Here is a 24,496-nt window from a genome sequence, read left to right on the forward strand (position 1 = left end):
CCGGCCCCGCGATCACGAGCGCCGCGACCCGCGACAGGCAACGTCCTGCCGCGGCGCCAGCCGGCCTCGCCTCCGCCCGCGCGCCGCGAGCGCGAGGGCGGCGAGCGCGCCGAGCCCCGCCGAGACCGGAGCCCCGCCCGCCGCGCCGCCGAAGCTGCACCCGCCGTCGTCCTCCGCCGCGCCGGAGCCCTCGTCAACGCCAGCGCCCGTCGTTGCGCCCCCGCCCGTGCCCGCGCCCGCCCCTGTCGTCGCGCCCCCGCCCGTGCCCGCGCCCGCGCCCGTCGTCGCGTCTCCGCCTGCGCCCACCGTGGCGCTGCTGCTCGCGCTCGTCGCCGCGTCCCCGCCCGCGCCCGTCGCGCCGCCGCCCGCGCCGGCGCCGGAGCTCGCGGCGCTCGTCGCGGCGCCAGGGTCGGAGGACTTGAGCACCAGATCCGCACAACGGTAGTACAGGGTGGCCGGCCTCCTGTCCGTCATGACCTGGATGAGCTGAAGCGTGCAGTTGTCACACTCCACGTCCGGGAGCGTGACCTCCGCGGAATACGACCCTCCGCGCTTGTCGGCGATGCCGTCGAGCAGGCAGCCCTTGTCCACGCCCGGCTCGCAGAGATCGTTCTCATTGGCCGGCTCCGGGAAATCGTCGAAGCCGTCGTCGTCGAACATGATCCGGAAATGCCCGGGGTGATCGATCGTCTCGTTCCACGTCACCGTGATGGTCTCGCCCGGCTCGAACACGGTGACCGTCTCGCCCCGCGCGTCGCCGCGAGCACCGCAAGGCGCCACCTTCTGCTGGTCGTCCGCGTGCCTCGGCGCAGGGGACGTGAGGTCGATGTGCGCGCGGCTCACGCCAGCGAACGACATCACGGCGGCCAGCACGAACGATCCCATCAGCATGCAACGCATCGATCCACCTCCTCGGAGCCCGCGGGCAGCGCAATCTACACAGCGGCTCATCGTCTGTCTGCGACGTCCTCAAGCAAGGAATTTTCTATGGACACGGCGCCAGCGACCGACGTCACGAACCGCCGGGCTCAGCCCGGTGAAGGCGCTCGAGCTTGCTTTTCGTGGTGAATTCAGCGATCCCACCCGGCGCGGAGGGGCGCCTCAGGAACGCCGATCAGGTAGAAAACGCTGTGTCCATGCGGCTCTCCGGGAAGGGAGGCCAGCACGGACCGCGTGGGGATGGGGCCCCGCCGGCTCTGCCGGCGGGCGAGGGCGGCGCGTGACGCCCCCGGGGACAAAAGCGGAGGTTCATCATCATGGAGCAACGCGCACTCGGTTCTACTGGCGTCGAGATCCCGGTCGTCGGACAGGGCACCTGGCAGATGGAGATGGACGATGAGGCGGCCTGCATCGACGCCATCCGGCGGGGGATCGACGCGGGCATGACGCACATCGACACGGCGGAGATGTACGGCTCGGGCGCTGTCGAGGCGCTCGTCGGCAAGGCGATCGCCGGCCGCCGCGACGAGGTGTTCCTTGTCTCCAAGGTGCTGCCCAGCAACGCGAGCTACGCCGGCACGATCGCGGCGTGCGAGCGCAGCCTGGAGCAGCTCCGCACCGACAGGCTCGACCTCTACCTCCTCCACTGGCCCGGGCCGCACCCCCTCGAGGAGACGTTCCGCGCCTTCAAGGACCTGAGGGACCGGGGCAAGATCCGGTATTTCGGCGTCAGCAACTTCGACCAGGCGGAGCTGTCGAAGGCGATCGCCATCGCCGGAGCGCGCGAGATCGCCTGCAACCAGGTGCTCTATCACCTGCTCGAGCGGTCGATCGAGCACCGGGTGCTGCCGCTCTGCGAGCGGCACGGCATCGCGGTCGTCGCCTACAGCCCGTTCGGCTCGGGCCGGTTCCCGGCGCCGGACAGCGCGGCGGGCAGGGTGCTCGCGTCCGTCGCCGCCGCCCACCGCGCGACGCCGTGGCAGGTCGCGCTGCGCTTCCTGCTCCGCCGCCAGCCGGTCTTCGTGATCCCCAAGGCCGCGAGCGCCGCCCACGCGCTCGACAACGCGGCCGCGGGCGATCTGCGCCTCAGCAGCGAGGACATCGCCCGCCTCGAGACGGCCTTCCCGCTCGGCCGGGACCGCGGCGTGCTGCCGACGCTGTGAAGCGGACGGTAAGTCGATGAAACCGTGAGAACGCCAGAAGACACCAAGGTTGGAATTCCACCTTGGCGTCTTCTGGAATCTTGGCCGTGTTCTCCTTCAGGAGCTTCGCGGACCACGCTCGGCTCCGGCGAACGGCATGGCTGCTCTTGGCGGGCCGGCGCGCATGCCATACTGCGCGTATGAGCCACGCGCGCCTATCCTCACTTCTCTTCGGGCTTCTTCTCGCCGCCTGCGATGGCGCGGTCGATATACCGTCCATCAGCGGCAGCACCGGCAACGGCGGCAGCACCGGCGACAGCGGCAGCACCGGCAACGGCAACGGCGGCAGCACCGGCGACAGCGGCAGCGGCAGCACCGGCAACGGCGGCAGCACCGGTGACAGCGGCAGCACCGGCAACGGCGGCAGCACCGGCAGTGCTGGGGGCTCCGTCAGCTCGACCTCGAGCGGCGCGACACCGCTCGCGTGCGGCGGGCGAAGCGGCGGGATCTGCGGCAAGGAGGACTTCTGCGACTTCCCCGACGACTCGTGCGGAACGTTCGACACCACAGGCCGGTGCACCCCTCGGCCCGGGGGGTGCCCGGAGGACTGCCCGGGCGTCTGCGGGTGCGACAACCAGTTCTACTGCAATGCGTGCGCTGCGCAGCAGGCCGGGGTGGATGTCTCGGCGAACGCCTCCTGCATCGAGCCCGAGGTCGGCCGCTACACCGCCTCTTACTGGCCTGGCGGGCTCGATCACCTCACCGTCTACAGGGCCCGGCCAGAGGCGGACCTCTGCGTGGTGCTCTACGCCGAGGCGCCGAGCAGGCAGTCGCCTGTGGGGTTCGACATCGTCACGGTCCCGGAGGAGTGGCGTGTGTCGCGCATCCTGATGCGCAAGGGGGCGGCCAGCTGCGCGCCGGACGCCCAGGGCTCAGCTGACGCCGCCGTGAGCGCGACCAGCGCGACCGGGAGCCTGACGGTGCGAACCTCGGGGAGCACCTCCATGCCCTCCACCATCGACATGGACATCACCGTGATCTTCCCGGAGGAGCACGCGAGCGACCGCCTCCGCGTGACGGGCCTTGTCGTAGGCACCGAGACGTAGCGGGCGCCGGAAGCGACGGGCGGCGCTCCTCCGCGCCGCGCTGGACCTTCTCCGCCTCGGCGCGCCGCCGTCAGCGCTTCTTCGCACCGCCGCCGCGCTGGGCCTTCTCCGCCTCGGCGAGCCGCCGCCGCGCGTCGTCCAGGGCCGCCTGGCTGGCGTGGCCCTTCGGCAGCGCCTCGTAGCCGGCCACCTCCTCGCGCAGCGTGGCGATCTGCTCCGCGCCCCGCCCGAGCCGCTGCTGGATCTCGGCCCGGAGCTTCAGGTAGCGCAGCCGGCGCGGGCCATAGGCGCGCCCGATGGCGCGCTCCACCGCGGCGAGCGCCTCCGCCTCGCGGCCCATCGCGTGGAGCACCTGCGCGAGCCGCGCGGGCGGCTCGTACGAGGCGGGCATCTGCGCCTCGCGCTCCGAGAGCATCGCGACCGCCTCCTCGCCGCGGCCGAGCGCGATATACGCCATGGCGCGCCCGTAGTCGTACGCGGCGGCCGCCTCGGGCGTCTTCGCCTCCTTCGCGGCCCGCTCCAGCACGGCGAGCTTCGACTCGCTCGCAGCGCGGGCCCCGCCCGCGTCGCCGAGCGCCTCGAGCCCCTCGGCGAGCAGGCCCCACGCGTCGGCCCTGTCGTCCGCGCTCGCGTCCGCGGGCGGGCTCGCGACGATCGACCGCAGCCGGGCGACCGCCGCCTCGCGCGCGGCCCGCTGGGCCTTGCCGCCGGGGAGCGCCGCCGCGCAGGAGAGCAGGACGCTCGCGAAATCGGCGGGCAGCGCCGCGCCCTTCACCTCGCCGACATGCGCGCTGCCGAGCTCCACGCACGCCGCGGCGTCCTTCTTGCGGTAGAGCGCCGCCAGGAGGCCGAGCAGCGCCTCGCTGCGCCGCGGCCAGGCCTCTCCGCCCCGGGCCAGGGCGCGCCGGTAGGCGGACACCGCCGCGGCGTGGTCCCCCGCGCTGTGGGCCCGCTTCGCCTCGACAAGCAGGCGGTTCAGATCGTCCGCGGGCAGCGCCGACGCAGCCTTGGAATCCATCGCAAGAAGCGCCTCGCGGATCAGCTCACGCAGCTCCTCGACCGAGGCGGCGCCCCGCCAGAGCCCGATCACCTCGCCGCCCGCCGGCTCGAGGACGAAGAACGTCGGCCACACGGTCACCTCGTGCCGCTCCAGGAACGGCGCGCTCTCCGGTCGATCCGTGTCGACGTCCGCGAACACGACCCGATCGGCGAACGGGCGCAGCGACGGATCGGTCAGCACGTAGTGCTTCATGCTCAGGCAGGTGTGGCACCACGGCGCCCACGCATCGACGAACAGCGCCTTGCCCTCGGTCCGGGCCTTCTCGCGCGCCCGCGGCACGTCGTCGTGGATGAACTCGAGCGGCGGCCGCGCGGCTGCCGGCTCCGCCCCGGCAGCGGGCGAGGGCGCCGCGGCGGGCGGCGACGGCGCGGCGGCTGGAGGCGCCGGCGCGCGTGGCGGCGGCTCGGCGGCGCAGGCAGCGAGGGCGGCGGCGGAGACGAGGGCGGGGAGCAGGGCCGGGGCACGCACGGCCAGACATGGTAGCCGAACCGCGGCGGGCTCGCCCTCGCTGCGACAGGCGAGCGCGGCACCGGGACCGAGCGTGGCACCGGGACCGGATCGCGGCGTCGCTGGCAGGCGCCTCGGTGCGTCGACAAGGCGCTCCCCGACAGCCGCAAAGCTGGTACAGTCCCGCCGCAGTGAACGATTACGCGGGTCGGTGCGGCAGCTGCGCGGCATTCACCCGGGCGCACGACGATCCAGCGCGCGGCCGCGTCGGCGAGTGCGCCCTCGAGGTGTACCCGCCGCCGATCAAGGCGACAGCGACGTGCGCCCGTTACCGTGCCAAGGGCGCGCCTCCGCCGCCACCGCCACCCCGGGCGGCGGGCCAGCCGCGCGGCACTGGCGTCAGGCCGCGGGCGCCCGAGCGCGCCCCGTCGCCGGAGCGCCGGCCGAGCGCGGCGCCGCAGCCCTTCCGTTCGCCGCTGCCAAGGGAGATCGACATCGACATGGATATCGACGAGTTCCGCCGTGTGCTGCGCGAGGTGCTGTCCGAGGAGCTCGGCGTCGGCCGCGCGGAGATCGGCGGCCGCTGGGAAGGCGGGGAGATCGTGCTCCGGCCCGGGAAGGAGGGCACGGCCGAGAAGCGCATCCCGCTCGACGTGTTCTTCCACAAGATCGTGATGCTCCGCGACAAGCTGCGCGTGCTGGAGCAGAAGATCAACGGGCACGAGGGGCTGAGCGACGCGGAGAAGGTCCAGCTCCAGGCGTACATCACGGGCTGTTACGGGACGCTCACGACGTTCAACGTCCTCTTCGCGCGCCGGGAAGACGGATTCACAGGCAGCGGCCGAGACGGCGACTGATACTTCATCTGACCTGCGCCGGGAGCGCCACGGCTCTCCATCTCGTGCGCGCCATGGGGGCGTGAACGCTCGCTCGGCCCTCCGCTTCGGCCTGCTGGGCCCGGGCGCGGCGCTATACTTGCCCCGTGTTCCGTTCCGATCGAGACGCGCTCGCGGGCAAGCTCGACGACGTTCAGGCCGAGAACGAGCGCCTGCGCCGACAGAACGAGGCCATGCGTCATGCCCTGCTGGCGCAGCGCGTCGGCCGGCAGCCCGTTGCCTCCAACACGTATCGCGGCGGCGTGGCCGGGCTGGGCGCCGGCGAGCGGGTCGCGCTGGCGCGGCATCAGCTCGAGGCGTTTCCGGTGTGGGCCACGGCGCTGCTGCACGTCGTGACGTTCGGAATCGTGTCGTTCATCCGCTTCAACGCGATGCACGCCCAGCTGCCGCAGGCAGAGCGCGACGATCCCTCCGTGGGGAAGGCCATCGGCCTGCACTTCGCCCCGTACTTCAACTACTACTGGATCTTCTGGAACGGCCTCCGGCTCTGTGATCGCGTGAACCTGCAGTGCCGCCTGCGGGGCATGCCCGACGGCGTGCCGCGGGGCCTGGTCATCGCGGCGTGTGTGGCGAGCGTCATCCCGTACATCCAGCTCCTGACCGGTCCGATCACCTGGCTGTTCGTCGCCATCGCCATGCAGCGCACGGTGAACCGGATCGTCGAGCTCGACGCGCGGACCACGAGCGAGCGCGTGGCGCCGGTCGCCGCGGGCGCCGGCGTGTTCGGCGTGCGGTTCCCTGCGGTTCAGGCGCTGCCGGACGACGTCGCCGTCCAGGCGGAGGCCGAGGCGGAGGCCGCGGCGGCGATCGCCGAGCAGCGGCAGCGCCGCTAGAACCTGGGCGGTGGAACGGTCGGGCCGCGTCACCGAAGCGCGCTTAACCGTGGCCAGCCGGCTTCCTCGTGGCGTGGGTGACGGCGAAGCTCCAGACCAGGGTGAGCAACGCTTCGGGATTCTCGATCTGCGGGAGGTGGCCAGTGTCGGCGAGGAGCTCGAAGCGGGCGCCGGGGATGGCCGCCGCGTAAGCGCGGCCATAGTCGGGCGTGCTGATGCGGTCACTGTCGCCCCAGACGATGAGGGTGGGAAGGGTGATGGCGGACAGCCGGGAGCGCAGGGTCGGGTCCGTCATGCTGCCGCCGTAGATGCGCAGGGCGGCGAAGTTGCTGGCGATCGAAGCCTCCATTGCGGCGCGCTGCGCCTCGCTCAGCCGGGACACGTCGATGCGGAAGGGCGCGGGGTCGTGGTAGCTACGCTCGGCGAGCTGGCCCTTGGGCAAGCCGAACACGTCGGCGACGGGCTGATCGGCGACGTGGATGCCGACGGCATCGACGAGGACGATGCCGTGGATTCGGGGGCTGCCAAGCAGCGCGAGCTCGGCGGCGATCCAGCCGCCGATGGAGTTGCCGACGACGGTGACCTCGGTGAGGTCGAGCTGATCGAGCAGGGCGCGGTAGAGCCGGGCGAGGGCGGGAATGCTGTCCAGCCATTCTGGTCGGGGGGTGCCGCGGAAGCCGGGGTGGGTGGGCGCGATCACCCGGGCGCGTTCGCGCTTGGCGAGGGTCTGGGCGAAGCGGTCCACCGACTGAGGCCCGGCGCCGCCGTGCAGCAGCAGGATCGGCCGCCCCTCGCCGCGGGCAGCGACGGTCACATCGGCAAGACCGCAGTCGGGGACGGTGACGGCGTACGTCGTGGTGGTCACGAAGAGGTCCTCTCGGATCGGATGACAGGCGCCGACTCGAGCCGAGGTTAACACAGCCCGATCCCGGTTCGCGCGGGCGGCTCGGCTCGGATTGGCGTATGCGATGGTGAAGCAGCGAGCCGCGCTCGTGCCCTCACTTCACGCGCGCCGCCTCGCGCTCGATGACGAACGCCTTGAGCGCGCGGGCGGCGGGCGACAGGACGGTGCCTTTCGGGTGAATCAGCGAGAACGGCCGGCTCGCGCCTCGGAACGGCACGAGCACTTGCACCAGCGTGCCGCGCGCGACGTCGTCCTCGACGAGGAAGTCGTACGTCTGCACGAGCCCGACGCCGGCGCGCGCGAGGCCGATGATGCCGAGCACGTCCTCCGAGCACCGGTAGCGGGCGTCGGGGACGAGCGTGGTCGGGCCGGGGTGGAAGACCCACGGGAGCGCCCGACCCGAGCGCGGCATCTGGAACGCGATGCACGTGTGCTTCTCGAGATCGGGGGGAGAGCGCGGCGCGCCGTGGCGGGCCAGGTAGCCGCTGCTCGCGTAAACGCCGAGCGCGAAGTCGCCGAGCTTGCGGGCGACGAGCGTCCTGTCGGCGATCGCTCCCATGCGGATCGCGAGGTGGTGCCCCTCTCGAACGAAGTCGACGTTCTGGTTCGACACGTGGATGTCGACGCGTATGCCGGGGTAGCGCTCGCGAAACACGCCGAGCGCCGGGAGCAAACGGTGGTGGCCATACGTCGTCGGGACGCTGATGCGCACGAGCCCTTCGGGGGACGCGCGCTCGCTCGCGAGCTCGCGCTCCCCCGCGGACAGGAGCGCGAGCGCCTGGGTGCACAGCTCGTAATAGCGGCGCGCCTCGTCGGTCGGCGCGAGGCTCCGGGTGGTGCGCCGGAAGAGCGTCACGCCGAGCCTGCGCTCGAGCCGCGCGACGCTCCGGCTCGTCGCCTGCGGCGTGACGGCGAGCATCCGCGCCGCGCGGGTGAAGCTCCCCGTCTCGTAGGTGCGGCAGAACGCCTCGACGTTCGGGAGCGTGCCGGCGAGCGAAGGCGCGACCATTCTCAACACCCTAGTACAAATGCTTCGCCCTGTCGTCGTCTACCGGGCTCGCGCCGAAGAGCCTAGGTGTTGGGTATGACCGCTCCGGATCGTCACATCGGGCGCCGCGCAGCGTTGACCACGCTGCTCGCCGCCCTGTTCGCCGTCTCATCCGGGTGCGCGGGCGGCACAACGCCGGACAGCGCTCACCCGACCCAAACACAAGCCAAGGAGAACGAGATGAACCAGCGAGTGCTCATCGCCATGACCAGCCATGACAAGAAGGGCGCCACCGGGGAGAGCACCGGCGCCTACCTGCCCGAGATCGCGCACCCGTACGCGGAGTTCACGAAGGCGGGGATCGCCGTCGACTTCGCCTCGACGCGCGGCGGCCGCGTGCCGCTCGACGGGATCGACAAGCCCGAACCGGCCAGCGCTCCGTTCCTCGACGGCGGCGCGCTCGCGGGGCGCCTCCACGACAGCATGCCGGCGGCCAGCGTCGACCCGTCTCGCTACGCCGCGATCTTCTTCGCCGGCGGGCACGGCACGATGTGGGACTTCCCCGACAACGAGGCGTTCGCGCGTATCGCCGCGAGCATTTACGAGCGCGGCGGCGTCGTTGGCGCCGTGTGCCACGGGCCCGCGGCGCTCGTGAACGTGCGCCTCTCGTCCGGACAGTACCTCGTCGCCGGCAAGCCGGTGAGCGCGTTCACGAACGAAGAGGAACGCGCGGTGAAGCTCGACGCCGTGGTGCCGTTCCTTCTCCAGGATCGACTCGTCGAGCGCGGCGCGCTCTTCCAGCCTGCAGCGCCGTGGCAGGAGCAGGTCGTCGTCGCCGAGCGCCTGGTGACGGGGCAAAACCCCGCGTCGGCCGCGGGCGTCGCCGAGGCGATGGTCCGCCTGCTCCACCCCGAGGCGCGTTGAGGGGTCGTGCTTCCAATGCGCTCACTGCGCGGCGAGGTCCGAGAGCGGGTATCGGAGGCCGGTGCGACGTTGAGGAAGACAGGAGCGCTCCGCGGAGGCGAGGCAGCCTCCGGCCGCGCGCGCGAACGGCGCCGGCGGGCGCGAGCCTCGTGACACGGAGCCAGCAATTCCGTCGCAGCATGGGTTCGCCGGGATCGGCGGCGGAGCGCGGGGGCGATGGCGTGAACGGGAAATCGGCGAGATCTGCGCCGTAGGCGCTCGCCGAAGAGATGCGCGGCGCGTCGCCCACCATGGTACAAGGTGCGAGGAGGTCGCCGCGCAATGGCCATCAAACAGCTCACGCCAGAGCAGGTTCACACCATGTCGCTCGAAGAGAAGGACGCATGGTGGCTGAAGAACGTCTACCGCGGCGACATGCCCCAGCTGACGTGGCGCTCGGCGATCACGGGCATGCTCCTCGGCGCCTTCCTGTCGCTCACGAACCTGTACATCGGCGCGCGCACCGGCTGGTCGCTCGGCGTCGGGATCACGAGCGTGATCCTGGCCTTCGGGCTCTTCAAGGTGCTCTCCAGGCTCGGCCTCGGCAGCGACATGACCGTGCTCGAGAACAACGCGATGCAGTCCATCGCGACGTCGGCCGGATACATGAACGCGCCGCTCTTCACGAGCCTGGCGGCCTACTCGATGGTCACGACGACGATCATCCCCATGGGCCAGGCGATGGTCTGGATGTTCGTCCTCGCCATCCTGGGCGTGCTCTTCGCCTTCCCGATGAAGAAGCGCTTCATCAACGACGAGCAGCAGCCCTTCCCCGAGGGGATGGCCGCCGGCGTCGTGATGGACGCGCTGCACGAGAGCGACGAGAAGGAGGGCCTCTTCAAGGCGAAGCTCCTCCTCGGCGGCGGCCTCCTGAGCGCCGCGCTCGAGCTCCTCCGCGACGACAAGGTGATGCGCGCGCTCTTCGCGCTCAAGAACATCCCGCATTACTACGACGAGTTCCTCTATGGCGGGGGCTTTGCCGATCTGCTCAAGCGCTGGGGCCTCTCGCCGGCCATCCGCGGCACCCCCCTGAACGAGCTCACCATCCGGTTCGACACGAGCATCATCTTCGTCGCCACGGGCGGCCTGATGGGCATCCGGACCGGCGTGTCGCTCCTCCTCGGCGGCATCCTCAACTACTGGATCCTCGCCCCGCTGCTGATCGAGCGCGGGATCATCCTGCCGAAGAACGGGCATTTCGGGTTCGGGGCGATCACCCTCTGGGCGCTGTGGGGTGGCGTCGCGTGCATGACGACGTCCTCTCTCTACGCCTTCTTCTCCAAGCCCAAGGTGATCATCGACGCGTTCAAGGGCCTCACCAAGAAGGGCGGAGCCACCGACGTGCTCGCGGACATCGAGCTCCCGGTGAAGCTGTCGATCATCGGCATACCCGTCGTCGGCGCGGTGATCGTGGTGCTCGGGCAGCTCTGGTTCGGGATCTCCTGGTGGCTCGGGGCGCTCGCGATCCCGCTCGTCTTCATCTTCTCGCTCATCGCGGTCAACTCGACGGGCATCACGGCGATCACCCCGACCGGGGCGCTCGGCAAGCTGACGCAGCTCACCTACGGCGCGCTCGCGCCGAAGAACATCACGACGAACCTGATGACGGCCGGGATCACCGCCGAGGTCGCGAGCAACACGGCGAACCTGCTGATGGATATCAAGCCGGGCTACATGCTCGGCGGCAAGCCGCGCCACCAGGCGATGGGGCACGTGCTCGGGACGGTCGCGGGGCTCGTGCTCTCGGTGCCCGTCTGGTACTTCGTGCTCATCCAGGGCGACATCGGCCGCTACGGGACGGAGCGGCTGCCGGTCCCGAGCGCGCTCACGTGGAAGGCCGTCGCCGAGGTGCTGATGAAGGGGCTCGATTTCCTCCACCCGACGGCCAAGTCCGCGGTGGTGGTCGGGGCGATCGTCGGGATCCTCGTCGAGATCACGAGGCAGGTCACGAAGAACCGATTCCCCCTCTCCGCGGTCGCCCTGGGGCTCGCGTTCATCCTGAACTTCACCGATATCTGGTCGATGTTCCTCGGCTCGTTCCTCTTCTGGCTGCTCGAGCGGCGCGCCGCGCTCTGGCGCAAGAAGCGCGAGCAGGAGACACGGCTCAGCGAGACGGCGCCGGGCGGGCGCTCGGACGCGCCGCCCGCGCGGCCCTGGTACGCGCTCGCCGCGGAGAACACCGAGGCCATCTGCGCGGGCGTGATCGCCGGAGGCTCGCTGATGGGCATCGGCCTCAGCGTGCTCGGCGTGCTTGTGCTGCCCGACGTGCTGGAAGCCGAGAGCCTCACCAAGGCGCTCGGACAGATCCTTCAGTTCCTCCCGAAGTGAAGCGCTGGCGGTCGACGGGCGGGCCCATCCGGCTCGCTCGCGGCCGCCAGCTGAGCCCGATCCGGCGCGCGGGCGTGCTGAGGACGGCGCCTCGCCGTGCGAGCGCACGTCGAGGTGAAGGTGCGTGGGCGGCTCGCCGCGCCGGCCGCAGCCATGCAGCCGCGCCTCACTGTGACAGGAATGCGCGCCGTGGAGGGCCGCGGCGAGCGCGGTTCAGGACCGCGCGGGCACAGCACGTCGCGCTGTCGAGCCGCTCCGCTCGGAGGCGCTCGTGGCGCGGTTCATGCAGCCCTATTTGCACCGCGTCAACACGAGGTCAGCCAAGGACGCGCGAGGAAAGAACCGTCCATGCCGGTGAATGCGCCCCCCTCCCGAGGAACGCCCAACCCCGAGCCCGTCGGCGATCCCGGACGGGGTCCGCCGGTGCAGGATCCGGCGCCGCGCGAGCCCCCGCGGCGCGACCCCGATCCTGGCGAGCCGGCGCGTCGGGACCCCCCGCCCCCTCCACCAGCGCCCGGAGAACCCTCTCCGGAGATCGAAGACCCGCCGGCGCCGGGACAGCCGCCCAAGGAGCCCGGGGTGATCGCGAGGGCCGGCCGCGCTCGGCGCGCGGCGCAACGTCATCCCCTAACCGTCGAGAGGTTTGCATGAACACGTGTGACTGCTGCGGCAACAGCTACGACAAGGCATTTCAAATCATGGTGAGCGGCACGAGCTACACCTTCGATTGCTTCGAGTGCGCGATTCACAAGCTCGCGCCCGTGTGCGCCCATTGCGCCTGCCGCATCGTGGGGCACGGCATCGAGGCCGGCGGGGCGTTCTACTGCTGTGCGCACTGCTCCAAGCAGGAGGGCGTGGAGGGGGCCATCGATCGCGTGGCCTGAGCCCCCGCCGGGGCGCCGGCCGCGCTCGGTCCGCCGTTCGCGCGCCCCCGCGGGTCGATCTGCGCGAGGTCGTACCGCGCGCTCGGCGGCGTCGACCCGCCCTGCGCCGGGGGCGTCGCCGCGAGCCGATCTGCGACCAGGGTGGCGGCCAGGATGAAGAGCAGCAGCGCGACGCCCGTGTGCCCGCGAGCCTGCGTGAGCATGAATGCCTCCTTCGCGGCGAGGCGATCGCCTCGCGCTCCAGGAAACTAGATCTTCGACGCGCGTATGATAATGCTGGCCCGCCGACGAGGATTGCGTCGCGGAAGGAACGAATGGGATGGAGCCGGCGGGCGGTCACCTCGGTGAGATGAGGGCGTTCCTGGAGGTGGCGCGGCGGCAGAGCTTCTCGGCGGCGGCGAGGGCGCTCGGGCTCACGTCGTCGTCGGTCAGCAAGCAGATCGCGCGGCTGGAGGAGCGCCTCGGCGCGCAGCTCCTCCGGCGCACCACGCGCCGCGTGAGCCTCACGGAGGCAGGGAATCTGTACGCAGAGCGCGCGGACCGGATCCTCTCGGACATCGAGGAGGCGCAGCGGGCGGTCGCGGATCTCGACGGGACGCCGCGCGGGACGCTGCGCATCTCGGCGCCCACCGTCCTCGGCTCGATCCGCGTCGCGCCCGCGGTGCTGGCCTGTCGCGCGAGGTACCCGGAGCTCCGCATCGATCTCGACCTCACCGACCGCATCGTCGATCTGGTGGCCGAGCGCATCGACGTGGCGGTGCGCCTGGCCGCCGAGATCTCCCCTGCTTCCCTCGTCGCGCGGCGGCTCGCCGACGACCTGCGCGTGCTCTGCGCGAGCCCCCGGTACCTGCGGCGCCACGGGACGCCGCGCTGCCTCGAGGACCTGGCCGACCACGACTGCATCACGCTCAACCTCGAGCCTGTCGCCCGGTGGACGCTCGTGGGCCCCGAGGGCGAGCGCGTCGTCCCGGTGAGCGGCACGTTCCGCTCCAGCGACACGATCACGCTGCGCGACGCCGCGGTCGCCGGCGTCGGCCTGGCGAACCTCCCCGATTACGTCGTCCAGGATCAGCTCGAGAGCGGCGCGCTGCGGCGCGTGCTGCCGGAGTACGGCGCCTCGAAGCGCGCCAGCTTCGCGGTCTACGCCGCGCCCGCGCGCGCCGCGGTCCGCGTCGTCGTCGACGCGCTGGCCAGGGCGATGGGGGCCGCGGAGACGGCGAAGCCGACGCCGCGGAAGCCGTGAGCCAGCGCGGCGATGGTGAGGGATCGCAGGGGAGCCGAGGGAGCGCCGCGCCGGAGCGGTCGTCCGCGCGGCGCTGTCACTGGGGCCGCGGCGCGGCGCCGTGGAGCGAAGCGTGCGCCGCGCCGGCCGCGCGCTCCTTGCCCATCTGACGGATGCAGTACTGGAGGGCCGCCCGGAGGTTCCCGAGGGTGGTGATGTTGGCCAGATCGAGCCCGAGGCTGACGATGGTCTGGGCGACGTTCGAGCGGATGCCCGCGACGATGCCCTCGGCGCCGAGCAGCCTGATCGCGGCGACGAGATCGAGGAGGTAGCTCGCGGTCTTCGTGTCGACCAGCTCGACGCCGGTGAGATCGAGGATGGCGAAGCGCGAGCCCGTGCGGACGATCGCGTCGAGCAGGGTATCCATCACCTCCGCTGTCCTGGCGCTGTCGAGCACGCCGATCATCGGCAGGGTCAGCACGCCGTCCCACACCTGGATGATGGGAGTCGACAGGTCGCGGATGACCCGCTGTTGCCGCTCGATGAGGTCCAGCCTGGCCCGGAGCTCCTGCTCTGTGTTCTTTGGCTTGCTGATATCGAGCGTGAAGCCGACGACCGAGGACACCTCGCCCTGCTCGTCGCGCATGGGGACCTCCCAGTTGTCCCAGAACACCCCGTGCGTCAGGGACTCCGAATGGCTCGCTTCGCCCGCGAGCGCCCGCCGCAGCACCTCGCACCCGTGCGGGTTGCTCGCGTAGAGGTCGAACACGTTCTTGCCGATGTGCGCGCCCTGCTGGAGCCCGATGCCCTCGAGCGCCTTGCCCTCGTGGCACGTGAAGATCCCCTCGCGGTCGATGGCCCAGACGATGATCGGGAGCGACTGCGTGATGGCCTGCAGGATCACCTCTCTCTGATGGTGGCGGCGATCCTGCTCGGTCCGCTCCGTCACGTCCTGCCCGAACACGCCGACGCCGATGATCTCTCCATGCTCGTCGAGGATGCGCTCGTGGCGCCACTCGACGCTCACCACGGCGCCGTCCTTCTTGACGTGGCTCCACACCCGGGGGGCCGCCCCGTCCTCCGCGAGGAGCTGCCGCCACGCGCCGGGGCTGCCGGACGCCGGCAGGAGCTCGTCCACGCGCTGGCCGAGCGCCTCCTTCCGCGCGTGGCCGAGCAGGCGCTCGGCCGCGCCGTTCCAGTCCTCGATCGTGAGCTCCTTGCCGTACTGGACGATCGCGAGCGGCGCTCGCTCGAAGAGGCGTGCGCGCTTGCCCGCGAGTTTCTCGGCGTCGACTTCTCCCCATGACGTGGTGGCGGCGGTCATGGGGTGAAATTTACCCGGGGCGTTCGCGCACGTCGAAATAACTGCCATTCGTCTTCGTCGGACAGTCTGCAGAGCGCGCTGGGTTCGTAAGGACGGATCCACTGTTGCTGTAGCAACACTCCGTGAGCAAGCGCCTGCTGCTCCAGCAGCAGGGCGCCATCTGTTATAGCGGATTTGCGTCCAGAGAGCCGGCTCACGCTTGGTACGGGGCGTGCTCAACGGCGGTCCGTGAAGGGGCGCCCTCGTCGAGGTTCGGGAGCAGGAGAAGCCATGAGCAACAAGATCCAGTTCCACAATGTGAGCAAGACATTCGCCGTCAAAGGGCCGGCGGGGGCCAAGGAGGGCGCGCGGTTCACGGCCATCGAGGACCTCAACCTCGACGTGAGGGCCGGCGAGCTGATGGTCCTCGTCGGGCCGAGCGGGTGCGGCAAGTCGACGCTCATCGATCTGCTCGGCGGGCTGTCGAAGCCGAGCAGCGGCAAGCTCCTGCTCGACGGCAAGCCGATCACGGGCCCGGCCCTCGATCGAGGGATCGTGTTCCAGCAGTATGCGCTCTTCCCGTGGCGGACGGCGCGCGAGAACGTCGAGTTCGGGCTCGAGGCCAAGGGCGTCCCGGAGAGCCGGCGAAAGGAGATCGCCCAGGATTACCTGGATCTGGTCAGCCTCTCCGGCTTCGAGGATCGGTATCCGCACGAGCTGTCGGGCGGCATGAAGCAGCGGGTGGCCATCGCGAGGAGCCTCGCCTACGACCCGGAGGTGCTGATGATGGACGAGCCGTTCGCGGCGCTGGACGCGCAGACGCGCGAATCGCTGCAGGCGGAGCTGCTCCGGATCTGGGAGAGGTCGCGCAAGACGATCCTGTTCATCACGCACAGCATCGACGAGGCGGTGTTCCTCGGGCAGCGGGTCGCGATCATGACGTCCCGGCCCGGCCGGGTGAAGCGGGTCATCGATATCCCGGAGGAGATCCGGGGCTACGAGGACGCGCGGTCGACGCCGGAGTTCGGCAGGCTGCGGCACGAGATCTGGACGCTGCTGCGCGAGGAGGTGCTGAAGTCCGAGGAGCAGGAGCGGAGCAAGCGGCAGAAGCGCGCGGCGGAGAGCCGCCCCGTGGCGGGCGTGGTGGCGGTCAATGGCTAGTTTGGAGCAATCGATTCCGCTGCCCGAGGAGTCGCAGCAAGGGCAGCTCGTGGGCGACGCGGCGCGGTGGCTCGGCCGCGCCCTCGCGCGCTCGGGGATCCTCCTCGCGGTCGCCGCCCTGTGGGAGACGGCGCCGCGGGTGGGCCTCGTGGAGGGGGCGTTCCTTCCGCCGCTCTCCGAGGTGCTGGAGACAGGGTGGCAGCTGCTCCAGAACGGGCAGCTCCTGAGCCACATCAAGGCGAGCCTGTCGCGCTCTCTCGTCGGCTTTACGCTGGCGATCTCGGTGGGCGTGCCGCTCGGGCTCGCGATCGGGTGGTACAAGGGCGTGGCGGACGCGCTCAATCCGCTGCTCGAGGTGCTGCGCAACACGGCGGCGCTCGCGCTCCTGCCCGTGTTCCTGCTGCTCCTCGGGATCGGGGAGTCCTCGAAGATCGCGCTCGTCATCTACTCGTGCACCTGGCCGATCCTGCTCAACACGATCAGCGGGGTGCGCGGGGTCGATCCGCTGCTCGTCAAGTCGGCGCGCACGATGGGGCTGTCGCCGCTCCAGCTGTTCCGCAAGGTCATCCTGCCGGCCGCGGTCCCGACGATCTTCGTGGGTATCCGCCTGGCGGGCGCGTACTCGCTGCTCGTCCTCGTCGCGGCGGAGATGATCGGGGCCAAGGCGGGGCTCGGATACCTGATCATCTACGCGCAATACAATTTCCAGATCCCGAGCATGTATGTCGGCATCTTGACCATCACGGCGCTCGGGCTGACGTTCAATCACCTGCTCATGCGCCTCGAGCGGCGGTTCACGTCGTGGAAGGTCGCCCCGAAGGAGTGAGCCCGCGCCCGGCGCGGGCGCCGTGACGATCACCGTTCATCGAGGGAGAGGACGATCGTGAATCGAATCATCCTGGGCCGGACCGGCCTCGAGGTCAGCGTGCTCGGCCTGGGCGCGGGCGGCGACAGCCGGCTCGGGTCCGGGCGCATCGCGGAGGCCGAGTCGCTCCGGCTCGTCCGTGCGGCCATCGAGCGCGGCGTGAACTTCATCGACACGGCGGAGGCGTACGGGACCGAGGGGCTCATCGGCAAGGCGCTCCGCGAGGTGCCGCGCGACCGCGTGGTGCTCTCGACGAAGAAGACGACGCGCCTCGAGGCGCCGCTGCGGCCGGAAGACGTGGTGTCGTCGCTGCATGCGAGCCTCGAGCGGCTCGGCACGGATCACGTCGACATCTACCATCTGCACGGCGTGCTGCCGGATCAGTACGCCGATCTGCGCGAGCGGATCGTCCCCGTGCTGCTGCGCCTGCGCGAGCAGGGCAAGATCCGCTTCCTCGGCATCACGGAGGCGTTCGCCGCCGATCCGACGCACGCGACGCTCGAGCAGGCGCTCCGCGACGATGTGTGGGACGTCGTGATGGTCGGGTTCAACCTTCTGAACCAGTCGGCGCGAGCGCGGGTGTTCCCGCTGACGCGGGCGAAGGACATCGGGACGCTGATCATGTTCGCGGTCCGGCGGGCGCTGAGCCGGCCCGATCGGCTGCGGGAGCTGCTCGCGGACCTTTCGGCGCGCGGCAAGGTGTCGCCCGAGCTCGGCGACGAGGGGCTGGACCGGCTCCTGGAAGGAGAGGGCGCCTCGTCGCTCCCGGACGCGGCGTACCGCTTCTGCAGGGACGAGCCCGGGGCGCACGTGATCCTGTCGGGGACGAGCAGCGTGGAGCACCTCCTGGAGAACGTGCGCTCGATCGAGGCGCCGCCGCTGTCGGCGCGGGCGCGCGAGCGTCTCATCCAGGCGTTCGCGCAGGTCGACGACGTGTCGGGGCACTGAGGAGGGGCTCGCCGGCGGGAGCGCGGCGGAGGGTCACGCGACCGGCGCGGCGATCCCGGGCGGCGCGGGGGGCGGCGCGACGTCGGCGGCGGCGGCGTCACGCGCGGCGTCGCTCCCGAGGAAGCGCGCGATCCGCCCGCAGAGCCGCGCGCGGAAGGCGTCGTCCGTGGGGGGCGAGTGGCGGCACCCCTCGAGCAGCTCGGTCTCGGCGCGCGGCAGGAGCTCCTTCGCGCGCGCGAGCAGCTTCGCGCCGGGGAAGCTCACGTCGTCGTCGGCGCCGAACACGAGCGCGGGCCGCGTGAACCCGGCGAGGGACGCGGGGGTGGCGAGCGGCGGCGGGCGGAAATCGAGCCGGTAGCTGCGCACGGCGTCGCCGAAATAAGAGCACCACATGTCGTCGTGCGTGGAGAACAGCCCGGAGACGAGGCGCGCGAGGCGCTCTTCCGAGGGGAAGGCGCGGTAGAGGGCCATCGGGATCGCGATGCGGGTGAGGCCTTGCCACGCGGAGCCCGACACCAGAGCCGCCGGCACGATCAGGACGAGCCGGTCGATGCGGGCGGGCGCGACCTGGGCCATGCGCAGGGCCGCGAAGCCGCCCCAGCTGACACCGAGGAGGTGGGTGCGGGCGAGGCCGAGCGCGTCGAGGACGTCGGTGAGCCACTCGGCGTACGCGGGCCCGTCGATCGGCAGGCGGACGTCGGCGCTCTTGACGGACTGGCCGATGACGTCGACGACGTGGACGCGGTAGCGCGCGAGGAGCGGGCCGAGCTCGGGCATGAGGTGCGCGGAGCTGGCGAGCGCGCCGTGCAGGCAGACGAGCGGCGGGGCGTTCTCGGGGCCGGCGATGAGGACGTGCGTGGCGCCGAAGCGGGTGGAGACCTCGCGCGATCGGGTCGGGACCGGGAGCTTCTCGTGGAACCTGTCGAACCACGCCGCGATGCGCGCGCGCGCCTCTGGACTGCGGAACATGATGGATGACGTCATCGAGCCCTCCTGACGTTGGCTGCGGGGCGGAGGCCGCAGAGGTGCTGAGCGACGAGCCGATCGAGCAGAGCGATGGGCGACGGATGCGCGCCCTGGGCCCAGGCGATCAGCGCGAAGTAGTAGAAGGAGAAGAAGGCGACGCCGAAGAGCGCGGGGTCGGCGTCGTCGGCGACCTCCCCCTGCGCGCGGGCGGCGTTGAAGAGCTCGACGACGCGGCCGTGCACGGCGGCGACCTGCTCGGTGAAGCGGGCCTGCCAGGGCGGGTCGGCGAACAGGGCGTCGCGGAGCAGCGTCTTCGAGAGGGCCGGCCGGCGGGCGTAGTACGCGAAGAAGGCGGCCCCGAGCCGGTGGAGCCGCTGCTCGAGGGAGCCGGGCTCCTCGTCGCTGACGGCCTCGGCCGCGGTGGCGGCGAGGTCATCGAACAGCGCGGCGTGGAGCAGGTCGCGCTTGTCGGCGAAGTGGAGGAGGACCGTGCCGGCGGCCACACCCGCGTCCGCGGCGATGGCACGGACGTTGGCGACCTCGAAGCCGTGGCGCTCGAAGTGGTCGCGCGCGGCCTCGAGGATCCGGGCGCGCGTCGCGTCTTTCTGGGCGTCGCGCCGGCCGGGTCTTTGAGTGAACGCGTTCACTGAACGAGTTCATTACACGGGACAGAGCGATGCACAAGGGAATTGATTGGCCCGGCGCGCAACGGGGTTGAGGGCGTCCCATCCAACCGACCATCCAACCGACCGAGGTTGGGCGTCCGGGGCGTCCGACCCGACCCGGGTTGAGGGTGTCCCGGGTTGAGGGCGATGGTGGACATCCGACCGAGGTTGTGGAGGGACGTCCGACCGAGGTTGGGACCGACCGGGGTTGAGGTCGTCAGGTTGAGGGCGTCCGTCCGGAGGGCGTCCAACCGACCGAGGTTGGGGCGTCCGGAGGGCGTCCCGTCCAACCGATCGAGGTTGGGGTGTCCGATCCAACCGGGGTTGAGGGTCCGGGGTTGAGGGCGATGGCGAGGGTGGACGTCCGACCGAGGTTGGGACCGACCGAGGTTGAGGGCGTCCGCGTCCGATCGACCGAGGTTGAGGGCGTCCGGAGGGCGTCCGGAGTTGAGGGTTTCCAGGGTTGAGGGCGACCGGCGCCCGTGGAGCCGTGCGAGCGCCTACGTTCTTGGAACCATCGCCAGTCGCCGGCGCGCGTTCCTCGGTACCACCGGCTCGGGCGGCGGTGGGGCCGGCGCGTCCCAGGCCTCCTCGACGAGCTCGAAGACGCCATGGTCGTACGGCACGTGCGGCGCGCGCTGCTTCATGACGAGCCGCTCGCGGATGCCCCGCCTCTTGAGCTGCGTCACGCGGTGGTAGCAGAACGGGTTGTTGCCACGCTTGCCGAGCGTGCAGTGCGCGGTCCACGAGCACCCCGCGCGGCAGGCGTCTGCGTAGTAGCACGTGGCGCAGTGCCCCCAGAGCTCGCTCGCGTCGCGATCGCGGGCGAACCGGACCTCCTCCGAGCGCTCCCAGAGCTGCTCGAGAGCGAGCTCGCGCACGTTGCCGCCGGCATAAGGCGTGGTCGGGAGCGATGGACACGCCTTCACGGTGCCGTCGGACTCGATGCCTACCAGGTTGATGCCACCGCGACAGCCGCGCCAGTGGGCCTCCCCGCCGCCGGGCCTCGAGCGCATGAGCTGCTCGTGCGGGCCGAAATAGCCGATGTTGTTGTTCGCGAACACGTTGAATGGCACGCCCGCCACGTGCGTCTCGAGCGCCTCGCGCTGGATGGCGGCGAGCGTGTCGACGACCTCGACCACGCGCCACGGCTCGAGGATCCACTCGGGATGATCGGCCGCGCGCCCCATCGGCACGGTGAGCTGCACCTGCCAGGTCTGGATGCCGTACGAGCGCAGCTCGGCGCACGTCTCGCGCAGCAGGTGCGCGTTGAGGCGGTTGATCTGGGTGTTGGCGGTCGTGATCAGGCCGGCGGCCCGGGCGTTGTCGAGCGCGCGGATTGCGGCTGCGTGGCTGCCGACGTTGCCGCGCAGCTCGTCATGGATGTGCGCCGGCCCGTCAACCGAGACCCCGAGCCCGGTGAGCCCCGCGGCGCGGAGCGCCTTCGCCCGCTCGGAGGTGAAGGCTCGCCCGCCCGTCTGCATGATCACGCGGATGCCGCTGCGCGCGAGGAACGAGATGATCTCGGCAAGATCCTCGCGCAGGTACGCCTCGCCTCCGATGAGCGCGACCTCGCGACAGCCCAGCCGCGCGAGGCTCGCGGCGACCTCGAGCACCTCCTCCGTCGAGAGCTCCGCGTCACGCGCGGCGCCGGCGCGCGAACCGCAGTGCTGACACGGCTGGTCGCACTTCATCGTGAGCTCCCAGACCGCGTAGATCGGCTTCGCCTCCAGGAAGTCCGCAGGCATGAGCGCGCGGACGGGGACCGTGGTCGGCTCGATCATCGGCTCACTCCCCCGTGCCGCCAGCGCCGCCGACCGACAAGCCGCCGCCGTAAGCCCCACCGACGCCGATGTCACCTCCTGTCCCGCCCGCGCCGCCCGCGCCGCCCGTGCCGCCGACCGACAGGCCGCCGCCGTAAGCCCCACCGACGCCGATGTCACCTCCTGTCCCGCCCGCGCCGCCCGTGCCGCCAGCGCCGCCGACCGACAGGCCGCCGCCGTAAGCCCCACCGACGCCGAGATCGCCGCCGAAGCCCCCTGTCGTGCTCGTGCTGACCGATGGACCGCCTCCGTAAGCTCCTCCGATGTTGACGTCACGGCCGGTCCCCCCGCTCGAGCTGCTGGAGGTGCCTTGGTCCCGGTGCTCGATGACGTCGCCGCCGCAGGCAAGCGGCTGGAGCAACGCGGCCGTCAAGCCCATGAGCATGGCGATCTTCGTGCGCGGGACAGCGCCGTCCGCCGTGCGCATGGCAGCGCCGCAGTGCGGGCACTCGTCCTCGCCGGGGCGCGCGTGGCAACCGCACGCGCTACAAGGGACGAGCACCGGGAAGGGTAAAGGCATGGGCAGATCCTTTCGTATCGAAGTCGACGTTTCACTGCCGCCCCAAGCAACCCGCGCGCCGTCCCATCGCCACACGAATTCCCCGCACGAATCCACACGCGAACTCATGACGAAAAACGCCAGGTCGGTGCTCCGCGCGCTCGAGCCCCCTGGCATACACCGGCACGCAATTGGCACATGCCAGCAGGCGCGGCCTCGTCGTTCGCCTCTCGTCAGGCGGCGATCTCACGGACGGCTCAGCCCGCCGCCGGGGCCTGCTGCGCCTGGGCGCGCGCCCGGAGGCGCTGCTTGGCGGAGGGGCCGCCGGCGTGGCGCACCGAGGCGACGGCGCGATCCATCACGTCCCGCCAGTAGCGCGCGACGTCCTCGCGCTCGGTGAGGAGGGCGTCGATGGGCCCGTGGTCGGTCTCGATCTCGACCGCGAACCGATCGCCGCGCGGGAGCACGCGGATGTCGCGGACCTCCCCGGCGGAGATGGCCGCGCCCAGCCGGCCCTCGGGGCGCAGGTCGATGGCGCCGGTGCGGCTCACCCAGGGGGCGACGACGAAGCGGCCCGGGCCGAACGACACGACCGGGGCGGAGCGCGCCGCGTAACGGGACGAGAACCTGGCGACGCCCAGGAAGGCGTAGCCCGCGAGCGAGAGCAGCGCGGCGGCGCTGCCGACGCCGATGGCGATGCCGCTCTCCCCCGCGGAGACGCTCCGCATGACCTGGATCCAGAACGCGAGCGCGGCGAGCAGCAGCGCGGCCCCGATGAGCGCGTTGCGGGCCGCGGAGCCGCGCGGGCCGTGGCTCGCGTAATCCCGCAAGACGAGGAGCTCGCCCTCGCTCCGGATCGCGAACCGCGACAGCGCGGCGGCCGGCAGCGCTGGCGGCGGAGTCGGGGCAGGCTCCGGGAGGGGCCGCGGCGCGATGGCGCCGGGCGGCTCGGTCCCCCGCGGCGTCTCCAGCGGGACGCCCAGCGCGGCCGCGAGCGGCGCCGCCACCGCCTCGACGAGCGCCTCCGCCGGCGCGGCCTCGAGATCCTGCGCCTCGGCGACGAGCAGGCGCCGCGCCGCCGTGGCGCGCGCGGGCACGGGCGCGGCGAGCGCGAGCCAGGCGGCGACGTAGGTCCGCTCGCGCGTGCACGTGGCGGCGCCGCAGCATGGGCGCCGCTCCGAGATCACCTGGACGCCCACCGCGTCGCGAGGCTCGGCCGTGCCCTCCCCGGCCCCGCCTGCCTCGGGCCGCGCGTGGCGGGCGCCCGCGAGCCTCAGCGGCGCCAGCCGGAGGACGCTCGCACCGCGCTCGATCCGGAGCCATACGGGGTCCCGCGGCGCCGGGCCGAAGCCTGTATCCTGCTCCCGCCGCAGCGCGCCAAGCTCGGGCGCCGCCCGGAGGATCAGCGGCGCGCCGCCGCCCTCCGCCGAGAGGGCGCGCGCCGCGCCGGCCGGATCGCCGAGCGGATCGAGGGCGGAAACGGAGCTGTCGGCCTCAAGGGAGCGGAGGGCACGCGCGACCTCCGCCTCGAACGCTGCGGTGCTCGGCTCGGGCATGGCGGGACGTTTGCCCCGGCTGCGCTGGGTTGTAAAGCGCACCCGTCCGCGCGACAACGCGGGGGGCGCGCTCTCCTACCCCGCCCGATCGCTGCCGCTCGCGCAGGGTCCGGCGCGGCCGCCGGCGCCAGATGGCCAGCAGCGCGCCGAGCGCCGTCATCGGCAGGGCGCCGGGAGCGATCGGCGGCTGGCCAGCGCCCGAGCAGGAGCAACCGGCGTCGCCCTCGGCCTCGTCCACATGGCCGCTCTTCGGCCTGTCCTCGCCCCCCGACGCCGCGCCGCCCGATCCGCCCGAGGCCGCCGTCGCGCCCGCGCCGGAGCCGCCGCCGCCCGAGCTCGCGGCGTTCGTCCCGGCGATCGGGTAGAGGGCGCAGACCCCTTCGATGTCGTCTTCCTCGAGCGTGCGCGCCGACGTGCCGCCCGGGTAGAACGCGAGCATCGTCGCGCCGCGCACGTTCGTGTGACCCAGGCCGAGGAAGTGCCCTTCTTCGTGCGTGGCGATCGATCGCACATCGATGCAGCCTCCATCACCCGTGTCGTTCCAGCAGAAGCCGACGTCGTTGAAGATCATGTCGGCCTCGCCGATGACACCGTCGGCATCCCAGACCGGCATCGTGACGGCGATCACCGAGTCGGCTTGCCCGAGCTCGCCAGGCCAGCCGTCGCTGATCCAGAGGAACACGCTCTTGCCGTCGTCGAAGTCGTAGCCGTCGCGCGTGTCGCCGAGGAGCTCGACCTCCCACGCCGTGCATCCGGGGCTCGACCAGGCCGCGAAGCCGGCCTCGATGCTGGCGGCGGCGAAGCTGGAGAGCGGCCCCGGGATCGTCCCCCCGTTGATGTGGTAGCGGGCCGGCAGCTCGCGCCAGCGGGGGACGACCTCGAGATCGAGCGGCGCCCACGCGGCGGCCTCGCGAGCCCCCGCGAGCTGCGCCAGCGCCGCGGCGAGCGGGGCGACCAGGGCGAGCGCGGCCCTGAAGCCTCTCTTCATCCCCCCATCA

General features: G+C 71.8%; 22 protein-coding genes. 11 read left to right on the forward strand and 11 right to left on the reverse strand.

All coding sequences use genetic code 11. From position 1 onward, the window contains the following. Window positions 1-12: 12 nt before the first annotated feature. Window positions 13-900 carry an SCE4755 family polysaccharide monooxygenase-like protein gene (locus tag WME95_RS26480; RefSeq protein WP_437902176.1) on the reverse strand — a complete coding sequence of 296 codons (888 nt, stop codon included), beginning with the start codon at window positions 898-900 and terminating at the stop codon, window positions 13-15. Window positions 901-1,256: 356 nt separating this feature from the next. Between WME95_RS26480 and WME95_RS26485 the strand changes: the two genes are divergently transcribed. Both WME95_RS26485 and WME95_RS26490 read left to right on the forward strand, forming a co-directional pair. After that, window positions 1,257-2,102 (forward strand): aldo/keto reductase, encoded by an 846-nt coding sequence (locus tag WME95_RS26485; RefSeq protein ID WP_437902177.1) that lies wholly within the window; start codon window positions 1,257-1,259, stop codon window positions 2,100-2,102. A gap of 179 nt (window positions 2,103-2,281) precedes the next feature. Next, a complete protein-coding gene (locus WME95_RS26490; RefSeq protein ID WP_437902178.1) occupies window positions 2,282-3,187 on the forward strand; it encodes a hypothetical protein in 906 nt (301 codons plus the stop codon). A 70-nt stretch (window positions 3,188-3,257) separates the two neighbouring features. Here WME95_RS26490 and WME95_RS26495 read toward each other — a convergent pair whose 3' ends face one another. Further along, window positions 3,258-4,715 (reverse strand): thioredoxin family protein, encoded by a 1,458-nt coding sequence (locus WME95_RS26495; protein WP_437902179.1) that lies wholly within the window; start codon window positions 4,713-4,715, stop codon window positions 3,258-3,260. Window positions 4,716-4,885: 170 nt separating this feature from the next. On the opposite strand from WME95_RS26495, the gene WME95_RS26500 reads away from it, so the two are divergent. Both WME95_RS26500 and WME95_RS26505 read left to right on the forward strand, forming a co-directional pair. Then, window positions 4,886-5,551 carry a hypothetical protein gene (locus WME95_RS26500; protein ID WP_437902180.1) on the forward strand — a complete coding sequence of 222 codons (666 nt, stop codon included), beginning with the start codon at window positions 4,886-4,888 and terminating at the stop codon, window positions 5,549-5,551. Between the two features lie 125 nt (window positions 5,552-5,676). After that, on the forward strand, window positions 5,677-6,423 hold the full coding sequence (locus WME95_RS26505; RefSeq protein ID WP_437902181.1) for a hypothetical protein: 747 nt from the start codon (window positions 5,677-5,679) through the stop codon (window positions 6,421-6,423). A gap of 43 nt (window positions 6,424-6,466) precedes the next feature. On the opposite strand, the gene WME95_RS26510 is transcribed toward WME95_RS26505, so the two are convergent. Both WME95_RS26510 and WME95_RS26515 read right to left on the reverse strand, forming a co-directional pair. Beyond that, window positions 6,467-7,288, reverse strand: a complete 822-nt coding sequence (locus tag WME95_RS26510) for an alpha/beta fold hydrolase (protein ID WP_437902182.1) — start codon at window positions 7,286-7,288, stop codon at window positions 6,467-6,469. 133 nt (window positions 7,289-7,421) lie between these two features. Then, the gene (locus WME95_RS26515) at window positions 7,422-8,336 is read right to left on the reverse strand and encodes a LysR substrate-binding domain-containing protein (RefSeq protein ID WP_437902183.1); all 915 of its coding nucleotides are present in this window, start codon (window positions 8,334-8,336) and stop codon (window positions 7,422-7,424) included. Window positions 8,337-8,555: 219 nt separating this feature from the next. Between WME95_RS26515 and WME95_RS26520 the strand changes: the two genes are divergently transcribed. From WME95_RS26520 to WME95_RS26535, 4 genes are all read left to right on the forward strand, one after another. Further along, window positions 8,556-9,239 carry a type 1 glutamine amidotransferase domain-containing protein gene (locus WME95_RS26520; protein WP_437540951.1) on the forward strand — a complete coding sequence of 228 codons (684 nt, stop codon included), beginning with the start codon at window positions 8,556-8,558 and terminating at the stop codon, window positions 9,237-9,239. A gap of 321 nt (window positions 9,240-9,560) precedes the next feature. After that, window positions 9,561-11,606: an OPT family oligopeptide transporter gene (locus WME95_RS26525; RefSeq protein ID WP_437902184.1), complete on the forward strand. Its 2,046-nt coding sequence runs from the start codon at window positions 9,561-9,563 to the stop codon at window positions 11,604-11,606. Between the two features lie 647 nt (window positions 11,607-12,253). Continuing rightward, complete coding sequence (locus WME95_RS26530; protein WP_437292665.1) at window positions 12,254-12,490, forward strand: hypothetical protein; 237 nt, start codon at window positions 12,254-12,256, stop codon at window positions 12,488-12,490. 319 nt (window positions 12,491-12,809) lie between these two features. Further along, window positions 12,810-13,733, forward strand: a complete 924-nt coding sequence (locus WME95_RS26535) for a LysR substrate-binding domain-containing protein (protein WP_437902185.1) — start codon at window positions 12,810-12,812, stop codon at window positions 13,731-13,733. Between the two features lie 76 nt (window positions 13,734-13,809). Here the strand turns inward: WME95_RS26535 and WME95_RS26540 are convergent, their stop codons facing one another. Then, window positions 13,810-15,036 carry a PAS domain S-box protein gene (locus WME95_RS26540; protein ID WP_437902186.1) on the reverse strand — a complete coding sequence of 409 codons (1,227 nt, stop codon included), beginning with the start codon at window positions 15,034-15,036 and terminating at the stop codon, window positions 13,810-13,812. Window positions 15,037-15,306: 270 nt separating this feature from the next. Between WME95_RS26540 and WME95_RS26545 the strand changes: the two genes are divergently transcribed. The 3 genes from WME95_RS26545 to WME95_RS26555 are packed head-to-tail and all read left to right on the forward strand — an operon-like array spanning window position 15,307 to window position 17,989. Then, on the forward strand, window positions 15,307-16,176 hold the full coding sequence (locus WME95_RS26545; protein ID WP_437902187.1) for an ABC transporter ATP-binding protein: 870 nt from the start codon (window positions 15,307-15,309) through the stop codon (window positions 16,174-16,176). Continuing rightward, window positions 16,169-17,002: an ABC transporter permease gene (locus WME95_RS26550; RefSeq protein WP_437902188.1), complete on the forward strand. Its 834-nt coding sequence runs from the start codon at window positions 16,169-16,171 to the stop codon at window positions 17,000-17,002. Before WME95_RS26545 ends, WME95_RS26550 begins: the two co-directional genes overlap by 8 nt. A gap of 57 nt (window positions 17,003-17,059) precedes the next feature. Continuing rightward, window positions 17,060-17,989, forward strand: coding sequence for an aldo/keto reductase (locus WME95_RS26555; protein WP_437902189.1), 930 nt, complete (start codon window positions 17,060-17,062; stop codon window positions 17,987-17,989). A 33-nt stretch (window positions 17,990-18,022) separates the two neighbouring features. On the opposite strand, the gene WME95_RS26560 is transcribed toward WME95_RS26555, so the two are convergent. The 6 genes from WME95_RS26560 to WME95_RS26585 all read right to left on the reverse strand — a co-directional run bounded on the left by WME95_RS26560 (window position 18,023) and on the right by WME95_RS26585 (window position 24,486). Continuing rightward, entirely contained in the window at window positions 18,023-18,973 is a 951-nt protein-coding gene (locus WME95_RS26560) for an alpha/beta fold hydrolase (RefSeq protein ID WP_437902190.1), read from the reverse strand. Beyond that, the gene (locus tag WME95_RS26565) at window positions 18,970-19,602 is read right to left on the reverse strand and encodes a TetR/AcrR family transcriptional regulator (protein ID WP_437902191.1); all 633 of its coding nucleotides are present in this window, start codon (window positions 19,600-19,602) and stop codon (window positions 18,970-18,972) included. Before WME95_RS26565 ends, WME95_RS26560 begins: the two co-directional genes overlap by 4 nt. Before the next feature lie 518 nt (window positions 19,603-20,120). Further along, window positions 20,121-21,404, reverse strand: a complete 1,284-nt coding sequence (locus tag WME95_RS26570) for a radical SAM protein (protein WP_437902192.1) — start codon at window positions 21,402-21,404, stop codon at window positions 20,121-20,123. Window positions 21,405-21,408: 4 nt separating this feature from the next. Continuing rightward, window positions 21,409-21,963, reverse strand: a complete 555-nt coding sequence (locus tag WME95_RS26575; protein WP_437902193.1) for a hypothetical protein — start codon at window positions 21,961-21,963, stop codon at window positions 21,409-21,411. Between the two features lie 236 nt (window positions 21,964-22,199). After that, entirely contained in the window at window positions 22,200-23,498 is a 1,299-nt protein-coding gene (locus WME95_RS26580; RefSeq protein ID WP_437902194.1) for a hypothetical protein, read from the reverse strand. Then, complete coding sequence (locus WME95_RS26585; RefSeq protein WP_437902195.1) at window positions 23,437-24,486, reverse strand: matrixin family metalloprotease; 1,050 nt, start codon at window positions 24,484-24,486, stop codon at window positions 23,437-23,439. The genes WME95_RS26580 and WME95_RS26585 overlap by 62 nt, the downstream gene beginning before the upstream one ends. Between the last annotated feature and the right edge of the window lie 10 nt (window positions 24,487-24,496).

It is taken from the genome of Sorangium sp. So ce327, from assembly GCF_051530205.1.
Lineage (GTDB): Bacteria > Myxococcota_A > Polyangia > Polyangiales > Polyangiaceae > Sorangium > Sorangium cellulosum_B.

Bases quoted from the DNA above. Each gene is read 5' to 3' on its own strand.
- WME95_RS26485 (WP_437902177.1), top strand. From the start codon at position 1,257: ATGGAGCAACGCGCACTCGGTTCTACTGGCGTCGAGATCCCGGTCGTC.
- WME95_RS26580 (WP_437902194.1), bottom strand. From the start codon at position 23,498: ATGCCCGAGCCGAGCACCGCAGCGTTCGAGGCGGAGGTCGCGCGTGCC.
- WME95_RS26530 (WP_437292665.1), top strand. From the start codon at position 12,254: ATGAACACGTGTGACTGCTGCGGCAACAGCTACGACAAGGCATTTCAA.
- WME95_RS26520 (WP_437540951.1), top strand. From the start codon at position 8,556: ATGAACCAGCGAGTGCTCATCGCCATGACCAGCCATGACAAGAAGGGC.
- WME95_RS26540 (WP_437902186.1), bottom strand. From the start codon at position 15,036: ATGACCGCCGCCACCACGTCATGGGGAGAAGTCGACGCCGAGAAACTC.
- WME95_RS26550 (WP_437902188.1), top strand. From the start codon at position 16,169: ATGGCTAGTTTGGAGCAATCGATTCCGCTGCCCGAGGAGTCGCAGCAA.
- WME95_RS26535 (WP_437902185.1), top strand. From the start codon at position 12,810: ATGGAGCCGGCGGGCGGTCACCTCGGTGAGATGAGGGCGTTCCTGGAG.
- WME95_RS26570 (WP_437902192.1), bottom strand. From the start codon at position 21,404: ATGATCGAGCCGACCACGGTCCCCGTCCGCGCGCTCATGCCTGCGGAC.
- WME95_RS26545 (WP_437902187.1), top strand. From the start codon at position 15,307: ATGAGCAACAAGATCCAGTTCCACAATGTGAGCAAGACATTCGCCGTC.
- WME95_RS26490 (WP_437902178.1), top strand. From the start codon at position 2,282: ATGAGCCACGCGCGCCTATCCTCACTTCTCTTCGGGCTTCTTCTCGCC.
- WME95_RS26575 (WP_437902193.1), bottom strand. From the start codon at position 21,963: ATGCCTTTACCCTTCCCGGTGCTCGTCCCTTGTAGCGCGTGCGGTTGC.
- WME95_RS26525 (WP_437902184.1), top strand. From the start codon at position 9,561: ATGGCCATCAAACAGCTCACGCCAGAGCAGGTTCACACCATGTCGCTC.
- WME95_RS26515 (WP_437902183.1), bottom strand. From the start codon at position 8,336: ATGGTCGCGCCTTCGCTCGCCGGCACGCTCCCGAACGTCGAGGCGTTC.
- WME95_RS26480 (WP_437902176.1), bottom strand. From the start codon at position 900: ATGCGTTGCATGCTGATGGGATCGTTCGTGCTGGCCGCCGTGATGTCG.
- WME95_RS26585 (WP_437902195.1), bottom strand. From the start codon at position 24,486: ATGAAGAGAGGCTTCAGGGCCGCGCTCGCCCTGGTCGCCCCGCTCGCC.
- WME95_RS26560 (WP_437902190.1), bottom strand. From the start codon at position 18,973: ATGACGTCATCCATCATGTTCCGCAGTCCAGAGGCGCGCGCGCGCATC.